The sequence below is a fragment of the Labrenzia sp. 5N genome (genome assembly GCF_012395805.1).
Classification (GTDB): domain Bacteria; phylum Pseudomonadota; class Alphaproteobacteria; order Rhizobiales; family Stappiaceae; genus Roseibium; species Roseibium algicola.
In genome coordinates this window covers 328,252-345,404 of record NZ_JAAZTM010000024.1, presented here as the reverse complement: position 1 = coordinate 345,404, position 17,153 = coordinate 328,252, and the positions used below count along the sequence as shown (strand labels likewise).

Genomic DNA, 17,153 nt, shown 5'->3' with positions numbered 1-17,153 from the left:
ACATTGGGGGCGCGGTTCAGTTGGTCAAAGCTGCCAGATACGTTTTGCGTTTCCGGACAGCAGCTTTGTTCGTTCATCCTCGCTGACGCCTTCCAGCAGGGCGTGGGTCGCAGCAACCCATGCCAGCAAGCCGCCACCAAGCGTGCAGACCGGCCAGTCACTGCCCCAGACAACACGGTCCCAGCCGAATGCCTGAATGGTGTGCTCCGCCCAGGGGCGCAGGGTCTCGGCAATCCAGCTTTCAGGATCGGCATAGGCTACGATCCCGGAGATCTTGGCGCAGACATTGGGGCGTTTTGCGAGTTCCGTAACCCGCTCCTGCCAGGGCTGGCGTTCGTCGGCGGCGATATCCGGTACACCGCAATGGTCCAGTATGAAGGTGACGTCGGGAGCCAGATCGACGAGCTCCATTGCCCGCTCAAGCTGGCGGGGCAGGACGCAGAGGTCGAAGGTGAAGCGCGTGCCGCCAAGGCGCTTCAGGTTTTCCCGGAATAAAGGCTGATCAGACAACTCGTCCGGCATGACGTGCAACACACGCCGGAAACCCTTCACAAGCTCATTTGCCTGCTGCCGCTCCAGATAGGCAGCAAAGCTTTCCTCCTCGGGACGGCAGGACGCAATTGCCCCCTTGATGAGGCTGTCCGGCCGGTTTGCCAGAGTGCCGACATATCCTGTCTCAGCTTCGATGAGGGGTTCAGCGACATCGACCTCCATGTGAAGCGTGGTCGAAATGCCTGCGCGCCGCGCATCACGGGCATAGGTTTCGTATGTCCAGTCCCGATTGAGCGGTTCGACACCCGCCAGCCACGGATAGTCCAGAGCCGACCGGTCTATGACATGAAGATGGGTGTCGACGATCATGCTGCTCCTCCTCGCAAATAGCCGGGCAATCCTTCCACAGGAAAATAGATTATTCAAATAAGAATTTATTCGGCCGATTTGCCGTCCGTTCCGGTCAGTTCCGACAACTGTCGCGCGGTCCTGGTCAGAAGTTCCAACGTCCCGGTGATGTCGGGGGCCTGCGGGGTGTTCACCAGCGTGATGAAAGGAACAGTCAGTGCCGCGATGGCCCGTCCGTCCGGGCTCAGGATCGGAGCGGACAGGTTGTAGACACCGGCAGTCTGGAGGCTCGGCATCATTTCGTAGCCGCGTTCCGAAATCTGGTCGAGCCGGTCGAAGAACTCCTTCTCGACGGTCGGATGTTCGGTGCTGCGGGAATATTCGTTGATCATCATCAGGCGTTCCTCTTGCGGCCTGAAGGCCAGAAGAACGTGACCGGATCCGGTGTCGTAGAGCGAAATATTCGAGCCGACGCGGATTGAGATCCCCCAGTAGCTCGGCGCCTCCTGCTGCGCGACGACGACGACCGATCCACGGTCGAAGACGGAGAGCTGGTTTGCCTGGAGCGTCTTTTCCGCAAGGTCTCGCATGAAGGGCGTTGCAAAGGAAACGAGACGGCGGACCGGCGCATGGGACTGCGCCAGACCGAAGAGCTTGAGCGTCAGCGAGTAGCGGTCACCGTCGATCCTTGTGACGTAACCCCGACGCACCAACCGGTCCAGCATGCGGTAGAATTCGTTGGGGCTGCGGCCGAGATGCTTGGCGATCTCCGCCTGGGTCAATCCGCCGTCAATGCCTGCAAGAAGTTCAAGAATATCGAGCCCCTTGTCGAGGGCGGGTGCCCGGTATCGATCCTCTTCCTGTTCCATACTTTTCTCCATGAAGTGCAATATTCATATACGCACACCCTTCTCGAAAAACAAACAAGAATGCGCCGGAGCAGCTTGACCATAAATGAAGAGCATGTTTGTATATAAATGAACCACTCATTAGTGAGTTGTTTGGGCGGGCACCCGCCTTCTTTGAAAGTCTCGGGAGGAGGCTCATGAAAAATCTACTGGCCGGCGCGTCCGCCGGCGTTATCGCTCTTTTTGCCGTTGGCTCTGCGCTCGCGCAGGATCTGCCGGGCAAGTTTGACGGGGTCACGATCGATGCCAAGCTGATCGGTGGCCAGCAGTACGAAAAGCTCTATGCGCGCATCGGCGAATGGGAGGCGGCGACGGGGGCCAAGGTCAACGTCATCTCCAAGAAGAACCACTTCGACCTCGACAAGGAGATCAAGTCGGACATCGCCGTGGGTGCGTTGAACTGGTGTGTGGGTTCGAACCACTCATCCTTCGCGCCCCAGTATCCGGGCATCTACACCGACCTTGCAGCACTGCTGCCGAAGGAAGAAATCGACGCCTTCGTTGATGCCAACATCTCCGCCTCGACGCTTGACGGAAAACTGGTGATGCTGCCGCGCGCCCAGTTCGACGTGTCCGCGCTCTACTACCAGAAGAGCCTTTATGCGGACGAAGACAACAAGGCGAAGTTCAAGGAAAAATACGGCTATGACCTGACGCCGCCGGACACCTGGCAGCAGGTGACCGATCAGGCCGAGTTCTTCGCCAATCCGCCGGACTTTTACGGCACGCAATTTGCCGGCAAGGAAGAGGCCATCAACGGCCGTTTCTATGAAATGCTGCGCGCGGAAGGTGGCGAATACCTGGATGCAGATGGCAAGCCTGCGTTCAATTCGGAAGCCGGTGTGCGTGCGCTCAACTGGTTCGTGGATCTCTACAAAGCGAAAGCCGTTCCCGCCGGTACAACCAACTACCTGTGGGACGACCTGGGCCAGGGATTTGCCTCCGGCACGGTTGCCATCAACCTGGACTGGCCGGGCTGGGCCGGCTTCTTCAACGACCCGGGTGCTTCCAAGGTGGCCGGCGATGTTGGTGTCGTTGCACCGCCCAAGGGGTCCTCGGGTGCCCGGACCGGATGGTCGGGACATCACGGGTTCTCCGTCACCGAAAACTGCGAGAACAAGAAAGCCGCAGGTTCCCTCGTCTGGTTCCTGACCAACGAGGACAGCCAGAAGCAGGAAGCAGCCGGTGGACCGTTGCCAACGCGCGACGCCGTCTGGGACTGGGTGATCGCGGAAGCCTCCGACGACCCGTTCCGCAAGGAAGTTCTGCAGGCCTTCCAGGAAGCCGCCAAAGGCGCTTACCCGGTTCCTCAGTCTCCGTCCTGGATCGAGATCTCTAACGCGGTCTACCCGCAGCTGCAGGCTGCCATTCTCGGCGACAAGACGCCCCAGCAGGCACTTGACGATGCAGCGGCCGAGGCCACCGAAATCCTGCAGGATGCCGGAGAGCTCTAAGCTCGCTCAAGGACAGGCGCGGCCCTGCCGCGCCTGATCCCGCCGGGTTTCCCGCGCACGACATTCGCGGGTCGGCTAGCTCCTTTCGTAAAACGATATGAGGATAGAATGAGAGGCTGGAAGCCCGCGCCGCATGTGCTTCTGCTGCTGCCGGCGTTTATCGTCCTGGCGGCAGTGGTGGTCGTGCCACTCCTGTTGTCACTGTATTCAAGTTTCACGCCGTTCCGGCTGACCCGGCCGGACACGATCTATACGTTCATCGGCTTCCGCAACTACGTGCGGCTTCTGACGGACATGGATTTCTGGGTCGCCTTCGGCCGAACGGTGCTGCTGCTAACCTTCGCGCTCAACCTGGAAATGCTGCTCGGTCTGGGCCTGGCGCTGCTTGTTGAAAAGGCCACACGCGGACAGCGGATCCTGCGCACCATCATGATGTTTCCCATGATGTTCTCGCCGGTTCTGGTCGGCTTCCAGTTCAAGTTCATGTTCAACGACAACATCGGCGTCGTGAACAACGCGCTGCAATCGCTCGGGCTCACGGATATCGCCATTCCCTGGCTGATCGACGGACAGCTTGCCTTCATTTCCATCCTGATTGCGGAAATCTGGTCGTCAACTGCGGTCTTCGCGATCTTCATTCTGGCGGGCCTGATGGCCATGCCGCGCGAGCCGCTGGAAGCGGCCAAGGTGGACGGGTGCACCTCGTGGCAGAGCTTCCGCTATGTGACTTGGCCGTTCATCATGCCCTTTGCCTATATCGCCATGACCATCCGCTCGCTCGACATCGCGCGCGCCTATGACATCGTCAAGATCATGACCGATGGCGGCCCTGCCGGGCGTACCGAGATCCTCTGGACGATGATTGCCCGCACCGCCTATTCCGACGCGCGCATGGGGCTGGCCAATGCCATGGCCTACATCGCCATTCTTCTTTCAATCCTGTTCACGGCGCTGTTCTTCCGGCAACTCGCGAAGGCCCGCCAGCAGATCGGCGCGGAGTGGTGATCATGGACGAGAATACCGCACATCGCCTCAAGGGCCGTTTCCTGAAGGTTGGCCACCTTATCGGACTGTTCCTCGCCATGACGATCATCTGTCTGCCGGGGGTCTGGATCGTTCTTTCCTCGCTCCGCCCGACAGTCGAGATCATGGCCAAACCTCCGGTCTGGATCCCGCGCGAGCTGTCGTTCGACGCCTATGTGGCAATGTTCTCCGGCGTTGGCCAGGGCGGCATTCCGGTGCTGGAGTATTTCCGCAATTCACTGATCATCTCGGTCACCTCGACCGTGATTGCCCTGGCGGTCGGTATGGCTGGTGGTTACGCGTTTGCGCGTTACCGGTTCCGCGGCAAGTCGGCGATTTTCCTCGGCTTCATGCTCACGCGAACCGTGCCTGGCATCGCGCTGTCACTGCCGCTGTTCTTCGTCTATGCCAAGATCGGCATCATCGACACCCACTTCGGACTGATTCTTGCCTATGTGGCACTCAACGTGCCCTTCACGGTCTGGCTGATCGACGGTTTCTTCCGACAGGTCCCCCGGGATCTTGCGGAAGCGGCCCAGATCGACGGCTGCACCCGGTGGCAAGCCTTCTGGCAGGTTGAATTTCCGCTGGCGCGTTCAGGCATCGCCTCCGCCGGTATCTTCGCCTTCCTGATTTCCTGGAACGAATTCGCGCTGGCATCCCAGCTCACCCGGTCGACCAATTCCAAGACGCTGCCGGTCGGTCTGCTGGATTACACCGCCGAATTCACCATCGACTGGCGGGGCATGTGCGCGCTGGCCGTGGTCATGATCATTCCGGCACTCACCCTGACATTCATCGTACAAAAACACCTCGTCTCCGGCCTCACCTCCGGCGCAGTGAAGGGATAGACATGGCTACCGTCTCTTTGAAAAACCTGGTCAAGAAATACGGGCAACTGGAGGTGGTTCATTCCATCAACCTTGAGGTCAAGGACCGGGAGTTCATCGCGCTGGTCGGCCCGTCCGGCTGTGGCAAGTCGACCTCGCTCCGCATGATCGCCGGGCTGGAGGACATCTCGGGTGGCGAAATCCACATCGGCGACCGGGTGGTCAACGACCTGCCGCCGCGCCAACGCAACATCTCCATGGTCTTCCAGTCCTATGCGCTCTACCCGCATATGACGGTTGCAGAGAACATGGGATTTTCGCTCAAGATCGCCGGAAAATCCCAGGCAGAGATCGATGCGGCGGTCGCGGAAGCAGCGCGCACGCTCAGCCTCGAGGCCCTTCTGGAACGACGGCCGTCCCAACTTTCCGGCGGCCAGCGCCAGCGTGTTGCCATGGGCCGCGCCATCGTGCGCAATCCGGATGTGTTCCTGTTCGACGAACCGCTTTCCAACCTTGATGCCAAGCTGCGCATGCAGATGCGCACGGAGATCAAGAAACTGCATTCCAAGGTCCAGTCGACGGTCATCTACGTGACCCACGACCAGGTGGAAGCCATGACCCTGTCTGACCGGATCGTGATCATGCGCGACGGCCATATCGAACAGGTCGGCACGCCGGAGGAAGTCTTCCAGCGCCCAAAGACCCGCTTTGTCGCCGGGTTCATCGGTTCGCCGACCATGAACCTGCGCGAAGCGGTCATCGACGATGGCAAGCTCGCCTTCGCAAATGGCGCCAGCCTTCCGCTGCCGATGCAATTCCGGAACGCGGTCAGCGTTGGCCAGAAGGTCGTGTTCGGCCTGAGACCGGACGATTTGTATCCGGCGGGACATGGCCTGCATTCCGGCGAAGCCCATGACGTGCACACGACGCAGGTGCCAGTCTCGATCACCGAACCGCTCGGCAACGAGACCCTGGTCTTTGCGGAGTTCGCTGGTGAGGACTGGATTGCGCGCATGCTCAACCCGAAGGCGCTGCACGCGGGCGACAAGATCGATCTCAGTTTCGACCTCAGCCAGGCACATCTCTTCGATGCCGCCACCGAACAGACCTTGAGGAGCTGAACGCATGGCACGGATTGAAAAAGTCGAACTGCGCATGGTCGACCTGGTTCCGAAGGTCAAGCGAACCGATGCGATCCAGAGTTTCGTCAGCCAGGAAACACCGATCGTCACGATCACCGATGCGGACGGTGCGACGGGCACAGGCTACAGCTATACGATCGGCACCGGTGGATCCTCGGTCATGCGGCTTCTTGCGGACCATCTCGCCCCGGTTCTGATCGGCCGTGACGCAGACATGATCGAGGGCATCTGGCACGAACTGGAGTTCTTCACCCACGCCACCACGATCGGCGCCATTTCCTCCATTGCGCTTGCCGCCATCGACACGGCCCTCTGGGACCTGCGTGCGCGCAAGATGGGGCTGCCGCTCTGGAAGCTGGCAGGTGGAGCCAAGGACCGTTGCCCGCTGTATACGACCGAAGGCGGCTGGCTGCATATCGAAACCGAAGCCCTGGTCGAGGATGCTCTTGCAGCCAAGGCAAAGGGCTTTACCGGATCGAAGGTCAAGATCGGCCGCCCGCATGTCTCCGAGGACTACGAGCGGCTTGCCGCCGTGCGTGCCGCCGTCGGTGACGGTTATGAGATCATGACCGACTGCAATCAGGGCTTCACCGTTGATGAAGCCATCCGGCGCGCCGACCGCCTGCGGGACCTGGACCTTGCCTGGTTCGAAGAACCGCTACCCGCCGACGACATCGGTGGCCATGTGCGCCTGTCGCAGAGAACCTCGACGCCGGTCGCTGTCGGCGAGTCGCTCTATTCGATCCGGCATTTCCGGGAATACATGCAGGCCGGAGCGTGCTCTGTGGTGCAGGTCGATGCCGGACGGATCGGCGGCATCACCCCCTGGCTGAAGGTTGCCCATGCTGCAGAAGCCTTCGACATGCCGATCTGTCCGCACTTCCTGATGGAGCTGCACGTCAGCCTGACCTGTGCCGTGCAGAACGGCAAATACGTCGAGTACATTCCGCAACTCGACGAACTGACCAATAGCCGCATGACAATTGAAAACGGCCATGCGCTCGCACCCGTGGAACCGGGCATCGGCATCGATTGGGACTGGGACGCGGTGCGCGGAAAGAGCATTCCCGAGTTCACCAGCACAATCACCCGGCAGGAGGCGTAGGTCATGCAGCGCATGGGCATGGTGATCGGTCTCGAGCCGGAGAAAGTTGCCGAATACAAGCGGCTGCACGCTTCGGTTTGGCCGGAGATCCTCGACATGATCTCCAAATGCAATATCCGGAATTATTCCATCTTCCTGAAGGAGCCGGAAAATCTGCTCTTCGGCTACTGGGAATATCACGGCACGGACTTTGAGGCCGACGCGGCGAAGATGGCCGCCGATCCGAAAACGCAGGAATGGTGGGGCGTCTGCATGCCCTGCCAAAAGCCGCTCGACACCCGAAAGGACGGCGAGTGGTGGGCGATGATGGAAGAGGTCTTCCATCATGACTGAAGCTTTCGATCCGGCCAGCCTTTCCCAGGACTGGCCAAGGCCCGCCAATCCACGCCCCATCGTGACTTTCGGCGCAGGCTCCATCGTCGGTGATGCCCATTTCCCCGCTTACAGGAAAGGCGGCTTTCCGATTGCGGGACTTTATGACCCGGATGCCGGCAAAGCGCAGGCTCTGGCGGATCAATGGGGCATCAAGGCCTTTGCCAGCGCAGAGGAAGCAGCCAGTGTGCCGGGCGCGGTCTTCGACCTTGCCACCCCACCCCATGTGCATGCCGATGTCCTCGGCCTGCTACCGGAAGGGGCCTCAGTGCTGATCCAGAAGCCCATGGGCAGCGACCTGCGCCAGGCAACGGATATTCTCAGGATCTGCCGCGACCGCAAACTGATCGCCGCCGTCAACTTCCAGCTCCGCTTCGCACCGATGATGCTCGCCCTCAAGGACGCCATCGCCAAGGGCTGGCTTGGAGAAGTTGTCGATTTCGATGCCTGGCTGGCTCTCGCCACGCCCTGGGAGCTCTGGGCCTTCTTGAAAGGACTGCCCCGGATCGAGATCACCATGCATTCGATCCATTATCTCGACCTGATCCGGCAAGTACTTGGGGACCCGAAAGGCGTGCACGCGAAATCGCTCGGCCATCCGTCCCATGAAATGGCCCAGACCCGCACCAGCGCCATCCTCGACTACGGCGACAAGGTGCGTTGTGCGCTCTCCATCAATCACGATCACAAGTTCGGCCGCCGGCACCAGGCTTGCGAGTTCCGAGTGTGTGGCACGGAAGGCGCTGCCTATCTGCAGCTCGGTGTCAATCTCGACTATCCGAACGGCGAACCGGACATCCTGGAGATCCGCCCCAAAGGTGGAGACGAGTGGATCCCCGTTCCCCTGAAAGGAGCCTGGTTCCCGGACGCTTTTGTCGGCCGCATGGCAAATCTCCAGCGCTTTGCGTCCGGCGAGGACGCCGAGCTGGTGAGTTCGGTCGAAGACGCCTGGAACACGATGGCTCTGGTGGAAGCGGCCTATGCCTCCTCCGCGTCCCCTGCAACTCCACTCGCACAAAGACCATAAGTCATGGAACAAACGACCTATTTCGAAGACTATGAACTCGGCCATGAGCGCATCACCTATGGCCGCACGATTACCGAAACCGACTTCGTGGTCCACGCAGGCCATACCGGAGACTTCTTTCCGCATCACATGGACGCGGAGTTCATGAAGACCCAGCCCTTCGGCCAGCGAATTGCCCATGGCACCATGGTGTTCGCCATCGGCGTCGGCCTGACCGCCAGCGTCATCAACCCGGTTGCCTTCTCCTATGGCTACGACCGGATGCGCTTCGTGAAGCCGGTTTTCATTGGAGACACCATCCGTTCGCGCGTGACCATCGTTGCCAAGGACGATGATCCGAAACGCCCGGCATTCGGCCGCGTGGTCGAGCGGACGGAAGTTCTCAATCAAAGCGACGAAGTGGTTCTCGTCGCCGATCACATCCACATCGTTGAACGAAAGAACAAGCCCGCCTGAGGGGCAGATGGAGCCGACATGACAGACTGGGTGAAGGACAAGACCGTTCTGGTGACAGCCGCGGGACAGGGGATCGGACGCGCGACGGCGCTCGCCTTTGCCGCCAGGGGCGCAAAGGTCGTGGCAACGGACATCAATGAAACCGCCCTATCGGAATTCGAAGGATCAGCAGGGATCGAAACCCGTCGCCTCGACGTTTTGAAAGATACGGACGTACAGACCGTCGTTGCCGAGACCGGCCCGGTGGACGTCCTCTTCAACGGAGCGGGTTTCGTTCATGCAGGCTCGATCCTTGACATGAAAGACGAGGACTTCGACTTTGCGGTCGACCTCAACGTGCGCTCCATGATCCGGACCATTCGGGCGGTGCTGCCTGCAATGCTGGAACGGGGAGGCGGCGCCATCATCAACATGGCATCCGTCGCAAGTTCCATGAAAGGCGTGCCGAACCGCTTCGTCTACACCACCACGAAAGCGGCCGTGATCGGCCTGACCAAGGCGGTTGCCGCCGATTTTGTGGCGCAGAACATCCGTTGCAACGCGATCTGCCCGGGCACGGTGGAAAGCCCTTCGCTGCAGGACCGTTTGCGCGCCCAGGGCGACTATGAAGCCGCCCGGGCCGCCTTCATCGCACGCCAGCCGATCGGCAGGATCGGTACGCCGGAAGAGATCGCTGATCTCGCGGTTCATCTTGCCAACGCGACCTATACCACCGGACAGGCCTATGCCATCGACGGCGGCTGGACCATCTGACATTTTATTGAGGACGTGAACCCGTGACGACAATCACCGGTCTGAAGACGTACGATCTCCGCTTTCCGACGTCCGAAACCCTCGACGGGTCGGACGCCATGAACCCCGATCCGGACTATTCCGCGGCCTATGTTGTCCTTCAAACCGACGAGGACGGCCTTGAAGGCCATGGCCTGACCTTCACCATCGGGCGCGGGAATGACATCTGTGTTGCCGCAATCGAGGCCATGCGCCATCTGGTGACCGGGCTTGATCTTGCCTGGATCTCCGAAAATCCCGGCCGCTTCTGGCGTCACGTGACCTCGGACAGCCAGCTGCGCTGGATCGGACCGGACAAGGGTGCAATGCATCTCGCCACCGGCGCCGTCGTCAATGCCGTCTGGGACCTCTTGGCCAAACAGGCCGGCAAACCGGTCTGGCGTCTTGTCGCGGACATGAGTCCGGAAGAGATCGTTTCCATCATTGATTTCCGCTATCTGACCGATGCGATCACGCCGGAAGAGGCACTTGCCATCCTGAAAGCGGCGGAACCGGGCAAGGCGGAACGGATCGCGCAGCTCGAAGCACACGGTTATCCCTGTTACACCACCTCTGCGGGCTGGCTCGGCTATCCCGACGACAAGCTGCGCCGGCTGTGCCGGGAAGCGGTCGAGGCAGGCTACACCCATGTGAAGCTGAAGGTCGGACGCGATCTCGCCGATGACATCCGCCGGCTGAGGATCGCCCGGGAGGAGCTCGGGCCCGACCGGTTCCTCATGATCGATGCCAACCAGGTGTGGGACGTCGGACAGGCCATCGACTGGGTACAGCAACTCGCGTTCGCCAAACCCTACTTCATCGAAGAACCAACCAGCCCGGATGACATCGCCGGCCATCGTGCGATCCGCGAAGCGGTGGCGCCGGTGAAGGTGGCAACCGGTGAAATGTGCCAGAACCGGATCGTGTTCAAGCAGATGATCGCAGGCAGTGCCATCGACATCGTGCAGATAGACGCCTGCCGAATGGGCGGTCTCAACGAGGTTCTCAGCGTTCTGCTGATGGCAGCCAAATTCGGCACTCCCGTCTGGCCGCATGCCGGCGGCGTCGGTCTTTGCGAGTATGTGCAGCATCTGTCGATGATCGACTTCGTTGCGGTTTCCGGAACCAGGGAAGGACGCGTGATCGAATATGTCGATCATCTCCACGAACATTTCGTCGATCCCTGCACCATCCGCAATGCCGCCTATATGCCGCCGCACATGCCGGGTTTTTCCGTGGAGATGAAACCGGCCTCCATCGAACAGCACATCTTTCGAGACGGTGGCGCAGACGCCGCCTGATGTCACAAGCCACGCATCAAAACCGAGGATAACCCCATGAAACTTCTCCGTATTGGAGACGCCGGACGGGAAAAGCCCGCCATTCTGGACAGTGATAACCGGCCGCGGGATCTCTCCGCTCTCGTTTCCGACATAGCCGGCGACACGCTGACGCCGGACGGGCTGGCGAAAATTGCTTCCGTCGATCCGGCCACCCTGCCGTTGCTCGAGGAAGGCCGTATCGGTCCCTGCGTTGGCCACGTCGGCAAGTTCATCTGCATCGGCCTCAACTATTCCGACCATGCCGCCGAAACCGGTGCGGAAGTGCCCAAGGAACCGGTGATCTTCCTGAAGGCGACAAGCGCAATCTGCGGCCCCAATGACGACGTGAAGATCCCGCGCGGATCGGTCAAGACCGACTGGGAAGTCGAACTTGGTGTCGTGATCGGCAAGGGCGGCAGCTACATCGAGGAAGCAGAAGCCCTTGACCACGTCGCGGGATATTGCGTCATCAACGATGTTTCCGAACGCGAATTCCAGATCGAACGCGGTGGCACCTGGGACAAGGGCAAGGGCTGCGACACCTTCGGCCCGACGGGACCCTGGCTGGTGACCCGGGACGAGGTTTCCGATCCGCAGAACCTGAAGATGTGGCTGGAAGTCGACGGCAAGCGCTATCAGGACGGGTCGACGGAGACCATGGTCTTCGGTGTCGCCCACCTGGTCAGCTATGTCAGCCGGTTCATGAGCCTTCAGCCGGGCGACATCATTTCCACCGGCACGCCTCCGGGCGTCGGCATGGGACAGAAACCACCAATCTATCTGAAGGGCGGAGAGGTGATCGAGCTGGGCATTGAAGGACTTGGCGTCCAGCGGCAAAACGTGGGCAAGGCTTAACGTAGCTTTTGCCGTGATGGCGACGCTCTCCAACAAAGGGTGTCGCCTGACAGTCCAGATGCCCGCATCTGATAAGGAAATCATGATGCCAAACGATACCTACCGCCGGCACGTCATCCTGTCCGGATGTTCGGGTGGCGGAAAGTCAACGCTTTTGGCGGAACTGGAACGACGGGGTTTCGAAACCGTGCCGGAACCCGGCAGGAGGATCGTCGCCGAAGAGCAACAAGCTGATGGGAGGGCGCTTCCCTGGATCAATCTCGAAGCCTTCGCCAGAAGAGCGATCGACATGTCATTCCGTGACAGGGAGCGATTGAACAGCGCTGACGGATGGGTCTTCTTCGACCGGGGTCTGATCGACGCAGCAGTTGCCCTGAAATTCGCGACCGGCGTGGCCGTGACAGACACCCTCGGCAAAACAAGTCGATTTCATTTTCAGGTCTTTCTGACACCGCCCTGGCCGGAGATTTACGCCATAGACGCCGACCGGCAGCACGGCCTGGATGAAGCTATCGGAGAATACCAGCGACTACTCGATGCCTACGGCCAACTTGGCTACGAGAAAATCATCTTGCCGAAGACGGATGTCGGGAAGCGTGCGGATTTCTTGCTGGATTGTCTTTCCAGGCACCAGGAGACGCAGCACTAGATCGACATTGCCAATCGTACTGCGTATCTATTCTTCGCTCGGCTGCTCTCTCTTGCCGGCCAGGATCTCGCGCTTCCCGACGTGGTTGGGCGCACCGACAAGGCCTTCGTTTTCCATTTTCTCGACCAGGGTAGCCGCACGGTTGTACCCGATGCCGAGGCGGCGCTGGATATACGAGGTTGAGCAGCGCTTGTCGCGCAGGACGATCTTCACCGCCTTGTCGTAGAGGTCATCACCGTCTTCGGACGCGATGGCACCCTTGTCGAAGACAGCTTCCTCTTCTTCCAGCTCTTCCTCTTCTTCCGCGGTCACGGTTTCAAGGTACGCGGGCCGGCCCTGGCTTTTCAGGTGGGCGACAACCTGTTCGACTTCCTCGTCCGAGACGAAGGCACCATGGACACGGTTGATACGTCCGCCACCCGACATATGCAGCATGTCGCCCATGCCGAGCAGCTGTTCCGCACCCTGCTCGCCGAGGATCGTGCGGCTGTCGATCTTCGAGGTGACCTGGAAGGAAATCCGGGTCGGGAAGTTTGCCTTGATCGTGCCGGTGATCACGTCGACCGAAGGACGCTGTGTCGCCATGATGAGATGAATGCCTGCGGCGCGGGCCATCTGCGCCAGACGCTGGATAGCGCCTTCGATCTCCTTGCCGGCGACCATCATCAGATCCGCCATCTCGTCAACGATGATGACGATGTACGGCATCGGAGCGAGGTCCATTTCCTGCTGCTCGTAGACCGGTTCCCCCGTATCGCGGTCGAACCCGGTTTGCACGGACACGATAACCGGTTCACCCTTCTGACTTGCAGCGGCGGCACGCTGGTTGAAACCGTTGATGTTGCGCACGCCGAGCCGGGCCATCTTCCTGTAGCGATCCTCCATTTCGCGCACGGCCCATTTGAGAGCTGTCACGGCCTTTTTCGGATCGGTGACGACAGGCGTCAGCAGGTGCGGAATGTCGTCGTAGATGGACAGTTCCAGCATCTTCGGATCTACCATGATCAAGCGGCACTCTTCCGGCTTCAGGCGGTAGAGCAGCGACAGGATCATCGTGTTGATGGCAACCGACTTGCCCGAGCCGGTCGTTCCGGCGACCAGCAGATGCGGCATCTTCGCAAGATCGGCAACAACCGGTTCCCCGCCAATCGTCTTGCCGAGGCTAAGCGCAAGCTTGCAGCTGGTCGCGCGGAAGTTGGTCGAATCGATCAATTCGCGGAAGTAGACGGTTTCACGCTCCGTATTCGGCAGCTCGATCCCGATGACGTTCCGGCCGGGCACGACCGCAACACGGGCGGAGATGGCCGACATGGATCGGGCAATGTCATCGGCAAGGTTGACGATGCGTGAGGACTTGATGCCAGGGGCCGGTTCGAACTCGTAAAGGGTGACCACAGGCCCGGGGCGCACGTGGATGATCTCGCCGCGCACCTTGAAGTCTTCCAGAACGCTTTCCAGAAGCCCCGCATTCCGTTCCAGTTGCTCCTGCGTCATCTGGAAGCCCGGACCATCCTGCGGCAGTTGCAGCAGATCGCCGGACGGAAACTCGTAGCTGCCGAACAGCGACTGTTGACCTGATCCCGCACCGATCGGCGGCAGAGCATGCGTGCTGGAGGACAAGGACCGGGGTGTGGGGCTTGGCATCGAAATCGACACTCGTGACCGACCGGTAGCGTCCTGATTGCCTTCCGGGTTTTGCTGTGCTGCCGGCCTTTGGCCGGCCGGCTGCGGAGACGGGTTTGCTGGCCTTGCGGCAATCGGTCTGGAAGAGGAAGGTGCAGGCGTGGGGGATGCAGAACCGTTGCATTCCACGACCTTGTACAGCGACACGATTCCCTCCGGTGGCCGCGCCACCTGTCCCGCGACAGGCACCTCCTCGTAAACCGTCCTCACGGCTCGTACCGGCTCCACGACCCTCTGCGCAGGCACTTCTGCAGCCGGCTGCGGAGTGATGGTGTCGTCGGACATGAATTCAAAGAAGGCGTGATCGGACAGGAAACCAAGGTGCGCCGTGGAAGAATGCGCGTCATTGGCAGGCGCCTGCACATTCACAGTTCCACTATCGGCGGGCTGACCAATCACCTGTGCAACTGGCATGGTTGCGGGCATAACAGGGGAGGGGTTTGGCGTGACCAGAGGTTGCTGCGCAACGGGCTCTACCTCGACCGGGGATACAGTTTCACTGGCGCTGACTTCGCTCGCGTTTTCTACCGGTGCAGATCGCTGCTTTGAACCGCGGTCTGGCGTCCGGGTGAAGCGAACGTTGGGTGCAAGGTAGAAATAGCTCTGGCAGGATTCGTCCGAAGGGGTTTCCACCCCCTGGTTTCCATCTCCTGTCTGCTGCTGCGGATTGCCTGCAACATGTGGCAACCGGCGCGCCTCAGCCACCCGTTCACCATCTGTGGCGGCGGGTTGCCCGAGCGGGTTTTCGCCCTGCGCTTTCCGACTGGAATCATCGGTTGAAGCTGGCTGGCCGGCATCGTTCGAATTCGAAAGTGAGAAATTCTTCCGGGAAATACGCATGGACAAAGAAGACTAGTGTTTCGGGTTGAACGCCTTTGGGAGAGATGTAGGAAAATAAGGTTAACAGTCTCTATCCAAACCCTGTCATTCTCCACCTTTGAGCCACCTCCGATAGACCGTCAGACGTGCAAAATTCGGCGAAAATGCGCTGAAAACAACACCTTGAAGCCAGTTCAACAATGTCGCGATTATGTGATGAGCCCTTTTGTCGGGCTCACCCTCCTAGCCGATGCAAAAACGGAAGCTGGCGGCGATGATCTTGCGGTCCATGTCGCTCAGATCGATCGCCCCGCGCACCTCGCCACCGGACGACATTCCAAGAAACAGGCTGAACTCGATCCGCTCGGTAACCGACAGCAGTTCAACAACCTTGTCGTTGATTTCGACCTCGACGCTGCTGTCACCGACAACCCGAAGGATATCCTTGGTGGCTGTCGTCGTGATGCCACGTCCTTTTGAGAACATATTTATGCTTGTCGTCGGCAGGTTATCAGGGTTCAGAATACCACCATCGGTCGTGATCAGGACGTAGGGTTTGTTCTTGCGGCAATAGCTGGAAAACTGGCTCGCGAGATCATAAAGGCGCGTGGCGCTCTTGCGCTTGCTGGCTGCCACCAGACCCTGCTTGTAGGGCTCCAGAAAGAACGCCCCGAACCCTTCCGGCGTGACAAGGGCAAATTCCTCAAGCTGCGCCGCGTCGGGAACGAACATGTCGTCTGGCTTCGCACCCGTGCCGAGAACGAAGATGCGAGCATCGATTCCCATTTCCAGAAGGTAACGTACAATTCGGCTGGACAATTCCTGCGCGGACATCAGCGCCTGGTCCACCTGGCTGGACGGCACCTGGCCAGCCCTCTCTCCGGACAGGTAGAACTGGTGGAAGCCCAGACGGTTGCCGTCTGGAATACGTCTGACTTCACCCCCCAGGAACGCGTAGGAACACGCGCTCATGCAGTAGCCGCCCTCCACCGTGTCCCCGAATGTGCCCTCGGACTTCCAGATGCCGATTTCCGTTTCCATTCCCCTGGCACGGATCAGCTCTCCCAGTTCCAGGCCGGCAATCAGACTGCCGCCGGGGCTGTGCAGCAGAACCTTGTTGCCGTCGGAATGCTCATTCTTCAGGTAGCTGGAAAAGAGCGCGGGCGTTTCCGCGGTAATCTGCCCTTCGGCTCGCACATAACAGGACGCCGCCACCCGCCAACCATGTGCGGCAAAAATCCGCCCCAAAGACTTTTTCATTTCGTTTCCCTGAACCGGTAAGACCTGAACGTCGGTCAAACGAGAAAACAACAAAGCCATTAAAGAGAGCCTGAAAAATCAGGACAAGAGAACGATCGCTCTGGTCCCAGTCTTATCAAGCCCGATGTCTTTGTTGCCTTCTGAACCGGCATCAGAGGAAAACGGAATTGCGTATTTCACCAACCCCTATTTGGGGAAGGCGGAAGGGTACTGGAAGGGTATTGGCAGCAGCCCGAGGCAGGTGTCATGGGCTGCTGCCGTTTGTCCGAAATCTTACTTCGGCATCATTCCGCCGATGGCATACATGCCGTCGTCGCCCTTCACCAGCATCAGGATCACGCTGTCACCCGGGGTGAGATCATCCGACATCTGTGCGCCTTCCAGAAGGGGCAGATCCATCGTCATGGCCGGCCAGCCGATTTCCGGAATCGGATCGTGGCTGACATTCGCCGTGCCGTCACCGATGGAGTTGACGACGGCATTGGCGTGGACCGCGCCGTCCATCTGTTCGGCGGTCATGGGCATGTTGGAATGATCCATGCCGCTATGCGACGACTGGGCAAGGACGGCCGGGGTGGCTGCCATGGACAGGAACGCTGCGAGGATGAGGGTCTTCATTTCAGTTGCCTTTCTTGGG

17 protein-coding genes are annotated in these 17,153 nt (G+C 59.9%); 12 read left to right on the top strand and 5 right to left on the bottom strand.

Annotated elements, in window-relative coordinates; all coding sequences use genetic code 11:
- Positions 1 to 24: 24 nt before the first annotated feature.
- Together HEP89_RS28645 and HEP89_RS28640 are read right to left on the bottom strand one after the other, a co-directional pair.
- Positions 25 to 861, bottom strand: coding sequence for an amidohydrolase (locus HEP89_RS28645; RefSeq protein ID WP_023001320.1), 837 nt, complete (start codon positions 859 to 861; stop codon positions 25 to 27).
- Between the two features lie 65 nt (positions 862 to 926).
- Positions 927 to 1,709: an IclR family transcriptional regulator gene (locus tag HEP89_RS28640; protein WP_023001321.1), complete on the bottom strand. Its 783-nt coding sequence runs from the start codon at positions 1,707 to 1,709 to the stop codon at positions 927 to 929.
- A 176-nt stretch (positions 1,710 to 1,885) separates the two neighbouring features.
- Here HEP89_RS28640 and HEP89_RS28635 point away from each other — a divergent pair, with 176 nt between their 5' ends.
- The 12 genes from HEP89_RS28635 (at position 1,886) to HEP89_RS28580 (ending at position 12,754) form a co-directional block, all read left to right on the top strand.
- A complete protein-coding gene (locus tag HEP89_RS28635; RefSeq protein ID WP_168693703.1) occupies positions 1,886 to 3,202 on the top strand; it encodes a sugar ABC transporter substrate-binding protein in 1,317 nt (438 codons plus the stop codon).
- Between the two features lie 108 nt (positions 3,203 to 3,310).
- Positions 3,311 to 4,207 carry a sugar ABC transporter permease gene (locus tag HEP89_RS28630; RefSeq protein WP_023001323.1) on the top strand — a complete coding sequence of 299 codons (897 nt, stop codon included), beginning with the start codon at positions 3,311 to 3,313 and terminating at the stop codon, positions 4,205 to 4,207.
- A 2-nt stretch (positions 4,208 to 4,209) separates the two neighbouring features.
- On the top strand, positions 4,210 to 5,076 hold the full coding sequence (locus tag HEP89_RS28625; protein WP_077294649.1) for a carbohydrate ABC transporter permease: 867 nt from the start codon (positions 4,210 to 4,212) through the stop codon (positions 5,074 to 5,076).
- 2 nt (positions 5,077 to 5,078) lie between these two features.
- Positions 5,079 to 6,176, top strand: a complete 1,098-nt coding sequence (ugpC, locus tag HEP89_RS28620; RefSeq protein ID WP_077294476.1) for a sn-glycerol-3-phosphate ABC transporter ATP-binding protein UgpC — start codon at positions 5,079 to 5,081, stop codon at positions 6,174 to 6,176.
- Positions 6,177 to 6,180: 4 nt separating this feature from the next.
- Entirely contained in the window at positions 6,181 to 7,302 is a 1,122-nt protein-coding gene (locus tag HEP89_RS28615) for a mandelate racemase/muconate lactonizing enzyme family protein (protein ID WP_023001326.1), read from the top strand.
- A 3-nt stretch (positions 7,303 to 7,305) separates the two neighbouring features.
- Positions 7,306 to 7,635, top strand: coding sequence for an L-rhamnose mutarotase (locus tag HEP89_RS28610; protein WP_077294473.1), 330 nt, complete (start codon positions 7,306 to 7,308; stop codon positions 7,633 to 7,635).
- Positions 7,628 to 8,701: a Gfo/Idh/MocA family oxidoreductase gene (locus HEP89_RS28605; RefSeq protein WP_077294470.1), complete on the top strand. Its 1,074-nt coding sequence runs from the start codon at positions 7,628 to 7,630 to the stop codon at positions 8,699 to 8,701. Before HEP89_RS28610 ends, HEP89_RS28605 begins: the two co-directional genes overlap by 8 nt.
- 3 nt (positions 8,702 to 8,704) lie before the next feature.
- Complete coding sequence (locus HEP89_RS28600; RefSeq protein WP_055661060.1) at positions 8,705 to 9,157, top strand: MaoC/PaaZ C-terminal domain-containing protein; 453 nt, start codon at positions 8,705 to 8,707, stop codon at positions 9,155 to 9,157.
- A gap of 18 nt (positions 9,158 to 9,175) precedes the next feature.
- Positions 9,176 to 9,910 (top strand): SDR family oxidoreductase, encoded by a 735-nt coding sequence (locus tag HEP89_RS28595; RefSeq protein WP_168693702.1) that lies wholly within the window; start codon positions 9,176 to 9,178, stop codon positions 9,908 to 9,910.
- Between the two features lie 23 nt (positions 9,911 to 9,933).
- Positions 9,934 to 11,229, top strand: a complete 1,296-nt coding sequence (locus HEP89_RS28590; protein WP_168693701.1) for an L-fuconate dehydratase — start codon at positions 9,934 to 9,936, stop codon at positions 11,227 to 11,229.
- Between the two features lie 36 nt (positions 11,230 to 11,265).
- Positions 11,266 to 12,105: a fumarylacetoacetate hydrolase family protein gene (locus tag HEP89_RS28585; protein WP_075284566.1), complete on the top strand. Its 840-nt coding sequence runs from the start codon at positions 11,266 to 11,268 to the stop codon at positions 12,103 to 12,105.
- Between the two features lie 85 nt (positions 12,106 to 12,190).
- Positions 12,191 to 12,754, top strand: coding sequence for an AAA family ATPase (locus HEP89_RS28580; protein WP_168693756.1), 564 nt, complete (start codon positions 12,191 to 12,193; stop codon positions 12,752 to 12,754).
- Between the two features lie 27 nt (positions 12,755 to 12,781).
- On the opposite strand, the gene HEP89_RS28575 is transcribed toward HEP89_RS28580, so the two are convergent.
- The 3 genes from HEP89_RS28575 to HEP89_RS28565 form a co-directional block, all read right to left on the bottom strand.
- The gene (locus HEP89_RS28575; protein WP_286201091.1) at positions 12,782 to 15,142 is read right to left on the bottom strand and encodes a DNA translocase FtsK; all 2,361 of its coding nucleotides are present in this window, start codon (positions 15,140 to 15,142) and stop codon (positions 12,782 to 12,784) included.
- A gap of 357 nt (positions 15,143 to 15,499) precedes the next feature.
- Entirely contained in the window at positions 15,500 to 16,516 is a 1,017-nt protein-coding gene (locus HEP89_RS28570; protein WP_168693699.1) for a hypothetical protein, read from the bottom strand.
- 273 nt (positions 16,517 to 16,789) lie between these two features.
- Complete coding sequence (locus HEP89_RS28565) at positions 16,790 to 17,134, bottom strand: copper-binding protein (RefSeq protein WP_168693698.1); 345 nt, start codon at positions 17,132 to 17,134, stop codon at positions 16,790 to 16,792.
- Positions 17,135 to 17,153 lie beyond the last annotated feature (19 nt).

What these genes read in the sequence shown, in the direction of transcription:
- HEP89_RS28585 (WP_075284566.1), top strand. Translation starts at nt 11,266, where the DNA reads ATGAAACTTCTCCGTATTGGAGACGCCGGACGGGAAAAGCCCGCCATT.
- HEP89_RS28580 (WP_168693756.1), top strand. Translation starts at nt 12,191, where the DNA reads ATGCCAAACGATACCTACCGCCGGCACGTCATCCTGTCCGGATGTTCG.
- ugpC (WP_077294476.1), top strand. Translation starts at nt 5,079, where the DNA reads ATGGCTACCGTCTCTTTGAAAAACCTGGTCAAGAAATACGGGCAACTG.
- HEP89_RS28630 (WP_023001323.1), top strand. Translation starts at nt 3,311, where the DNA reads ATGAGAGGCTGGAAGCCCGCGCCGCATGTGCTTCTGCTGCTGCCGGCG.
- HEP89_RS28640 (WP_023001321.1), bottom strand. Translation starts at nt 1,709, where the DNA reads ATGGAACAGGAAGAGGATCGATACCGGGCACCCGCCCTCGACAAGGGG.
- HEP89_RS28605 (WP_077294470.1), top strand. Translation starts at nt 7,628, where the DNA reads ATGACTGAAGCTTTCGATCCGGCCAGCCTTTCCCAGGACTGGCCAAGG.
- HEP89_RS28645 (WP_023001320.1), bottom strand. Translation starts at nt 861, where the DNA reads ATGATCGTCGACACCCATCTTCATGTCATAGACCGGTCGGCTCTGGAC.
- HEP89_RS28600 (WP_055661060.1), top strand. Translation starts at nt 8,705, where the DNA reads ATGGAACAAACGACCTATTTCGAAGACTATGAACTCGGCCATGAGCGC.
- HEP89_RS28565 (WP_168693698.1), bottom strand. Translation starts at nt 17,134, where the DNA reads ATGAAGACCCTCATCCTCGCAGCGTTCCTGTCCATGGCAGCCACCCCG.
- HEP89_RS28610 (WP_077294473.1), top strand. Translation starts at nt 7,306, where the DNA reads ATGCAGCGCATGGGCATGGTGATCGGTCTCGAGCCGGAGAAAGTTGCC.
- HEP89_RS28595 (WP_168693702.1), top strand. Translation starts at nt 9,176, where the DNA reads ATGACAGACTGGGTGAAGGACAAGACCGTTCTGGTGACAGCCGCGGGA.
- HEP89_RS28570 (WP_168693699.1), bottom strand. Translation starts at nt 16,516, where the DNA reads ATGAAAAAGTCTTTGGGGCGGATTTTTGCCGCACATGGTTGGCGGGTG.
- HEP89_RS28615 (WP_023001326.1), top strand. Translation starts at nt 6,181, where the DNA reads ATGGCACGGATTGAAAAAGTCGAACTGCGCATGGTCGACCTGGTTCCG.
- HEP89_RS28635 (WP_168693703.1), top strand. Translation starts at nt 1,886, where the DNA reads ATGAAAAATCTACTGGCCGGCGCGTCCGCCGGCGTTATCGCTCTTTTT.
- HEP89_RS28625 (WP_077294649.1), top strand. Translation starts at nt 4,210, where the DNA reads ATGGACGAGAATACCGCACATCGCCTCAAGGGCCGTTTCCTGAAGGTT.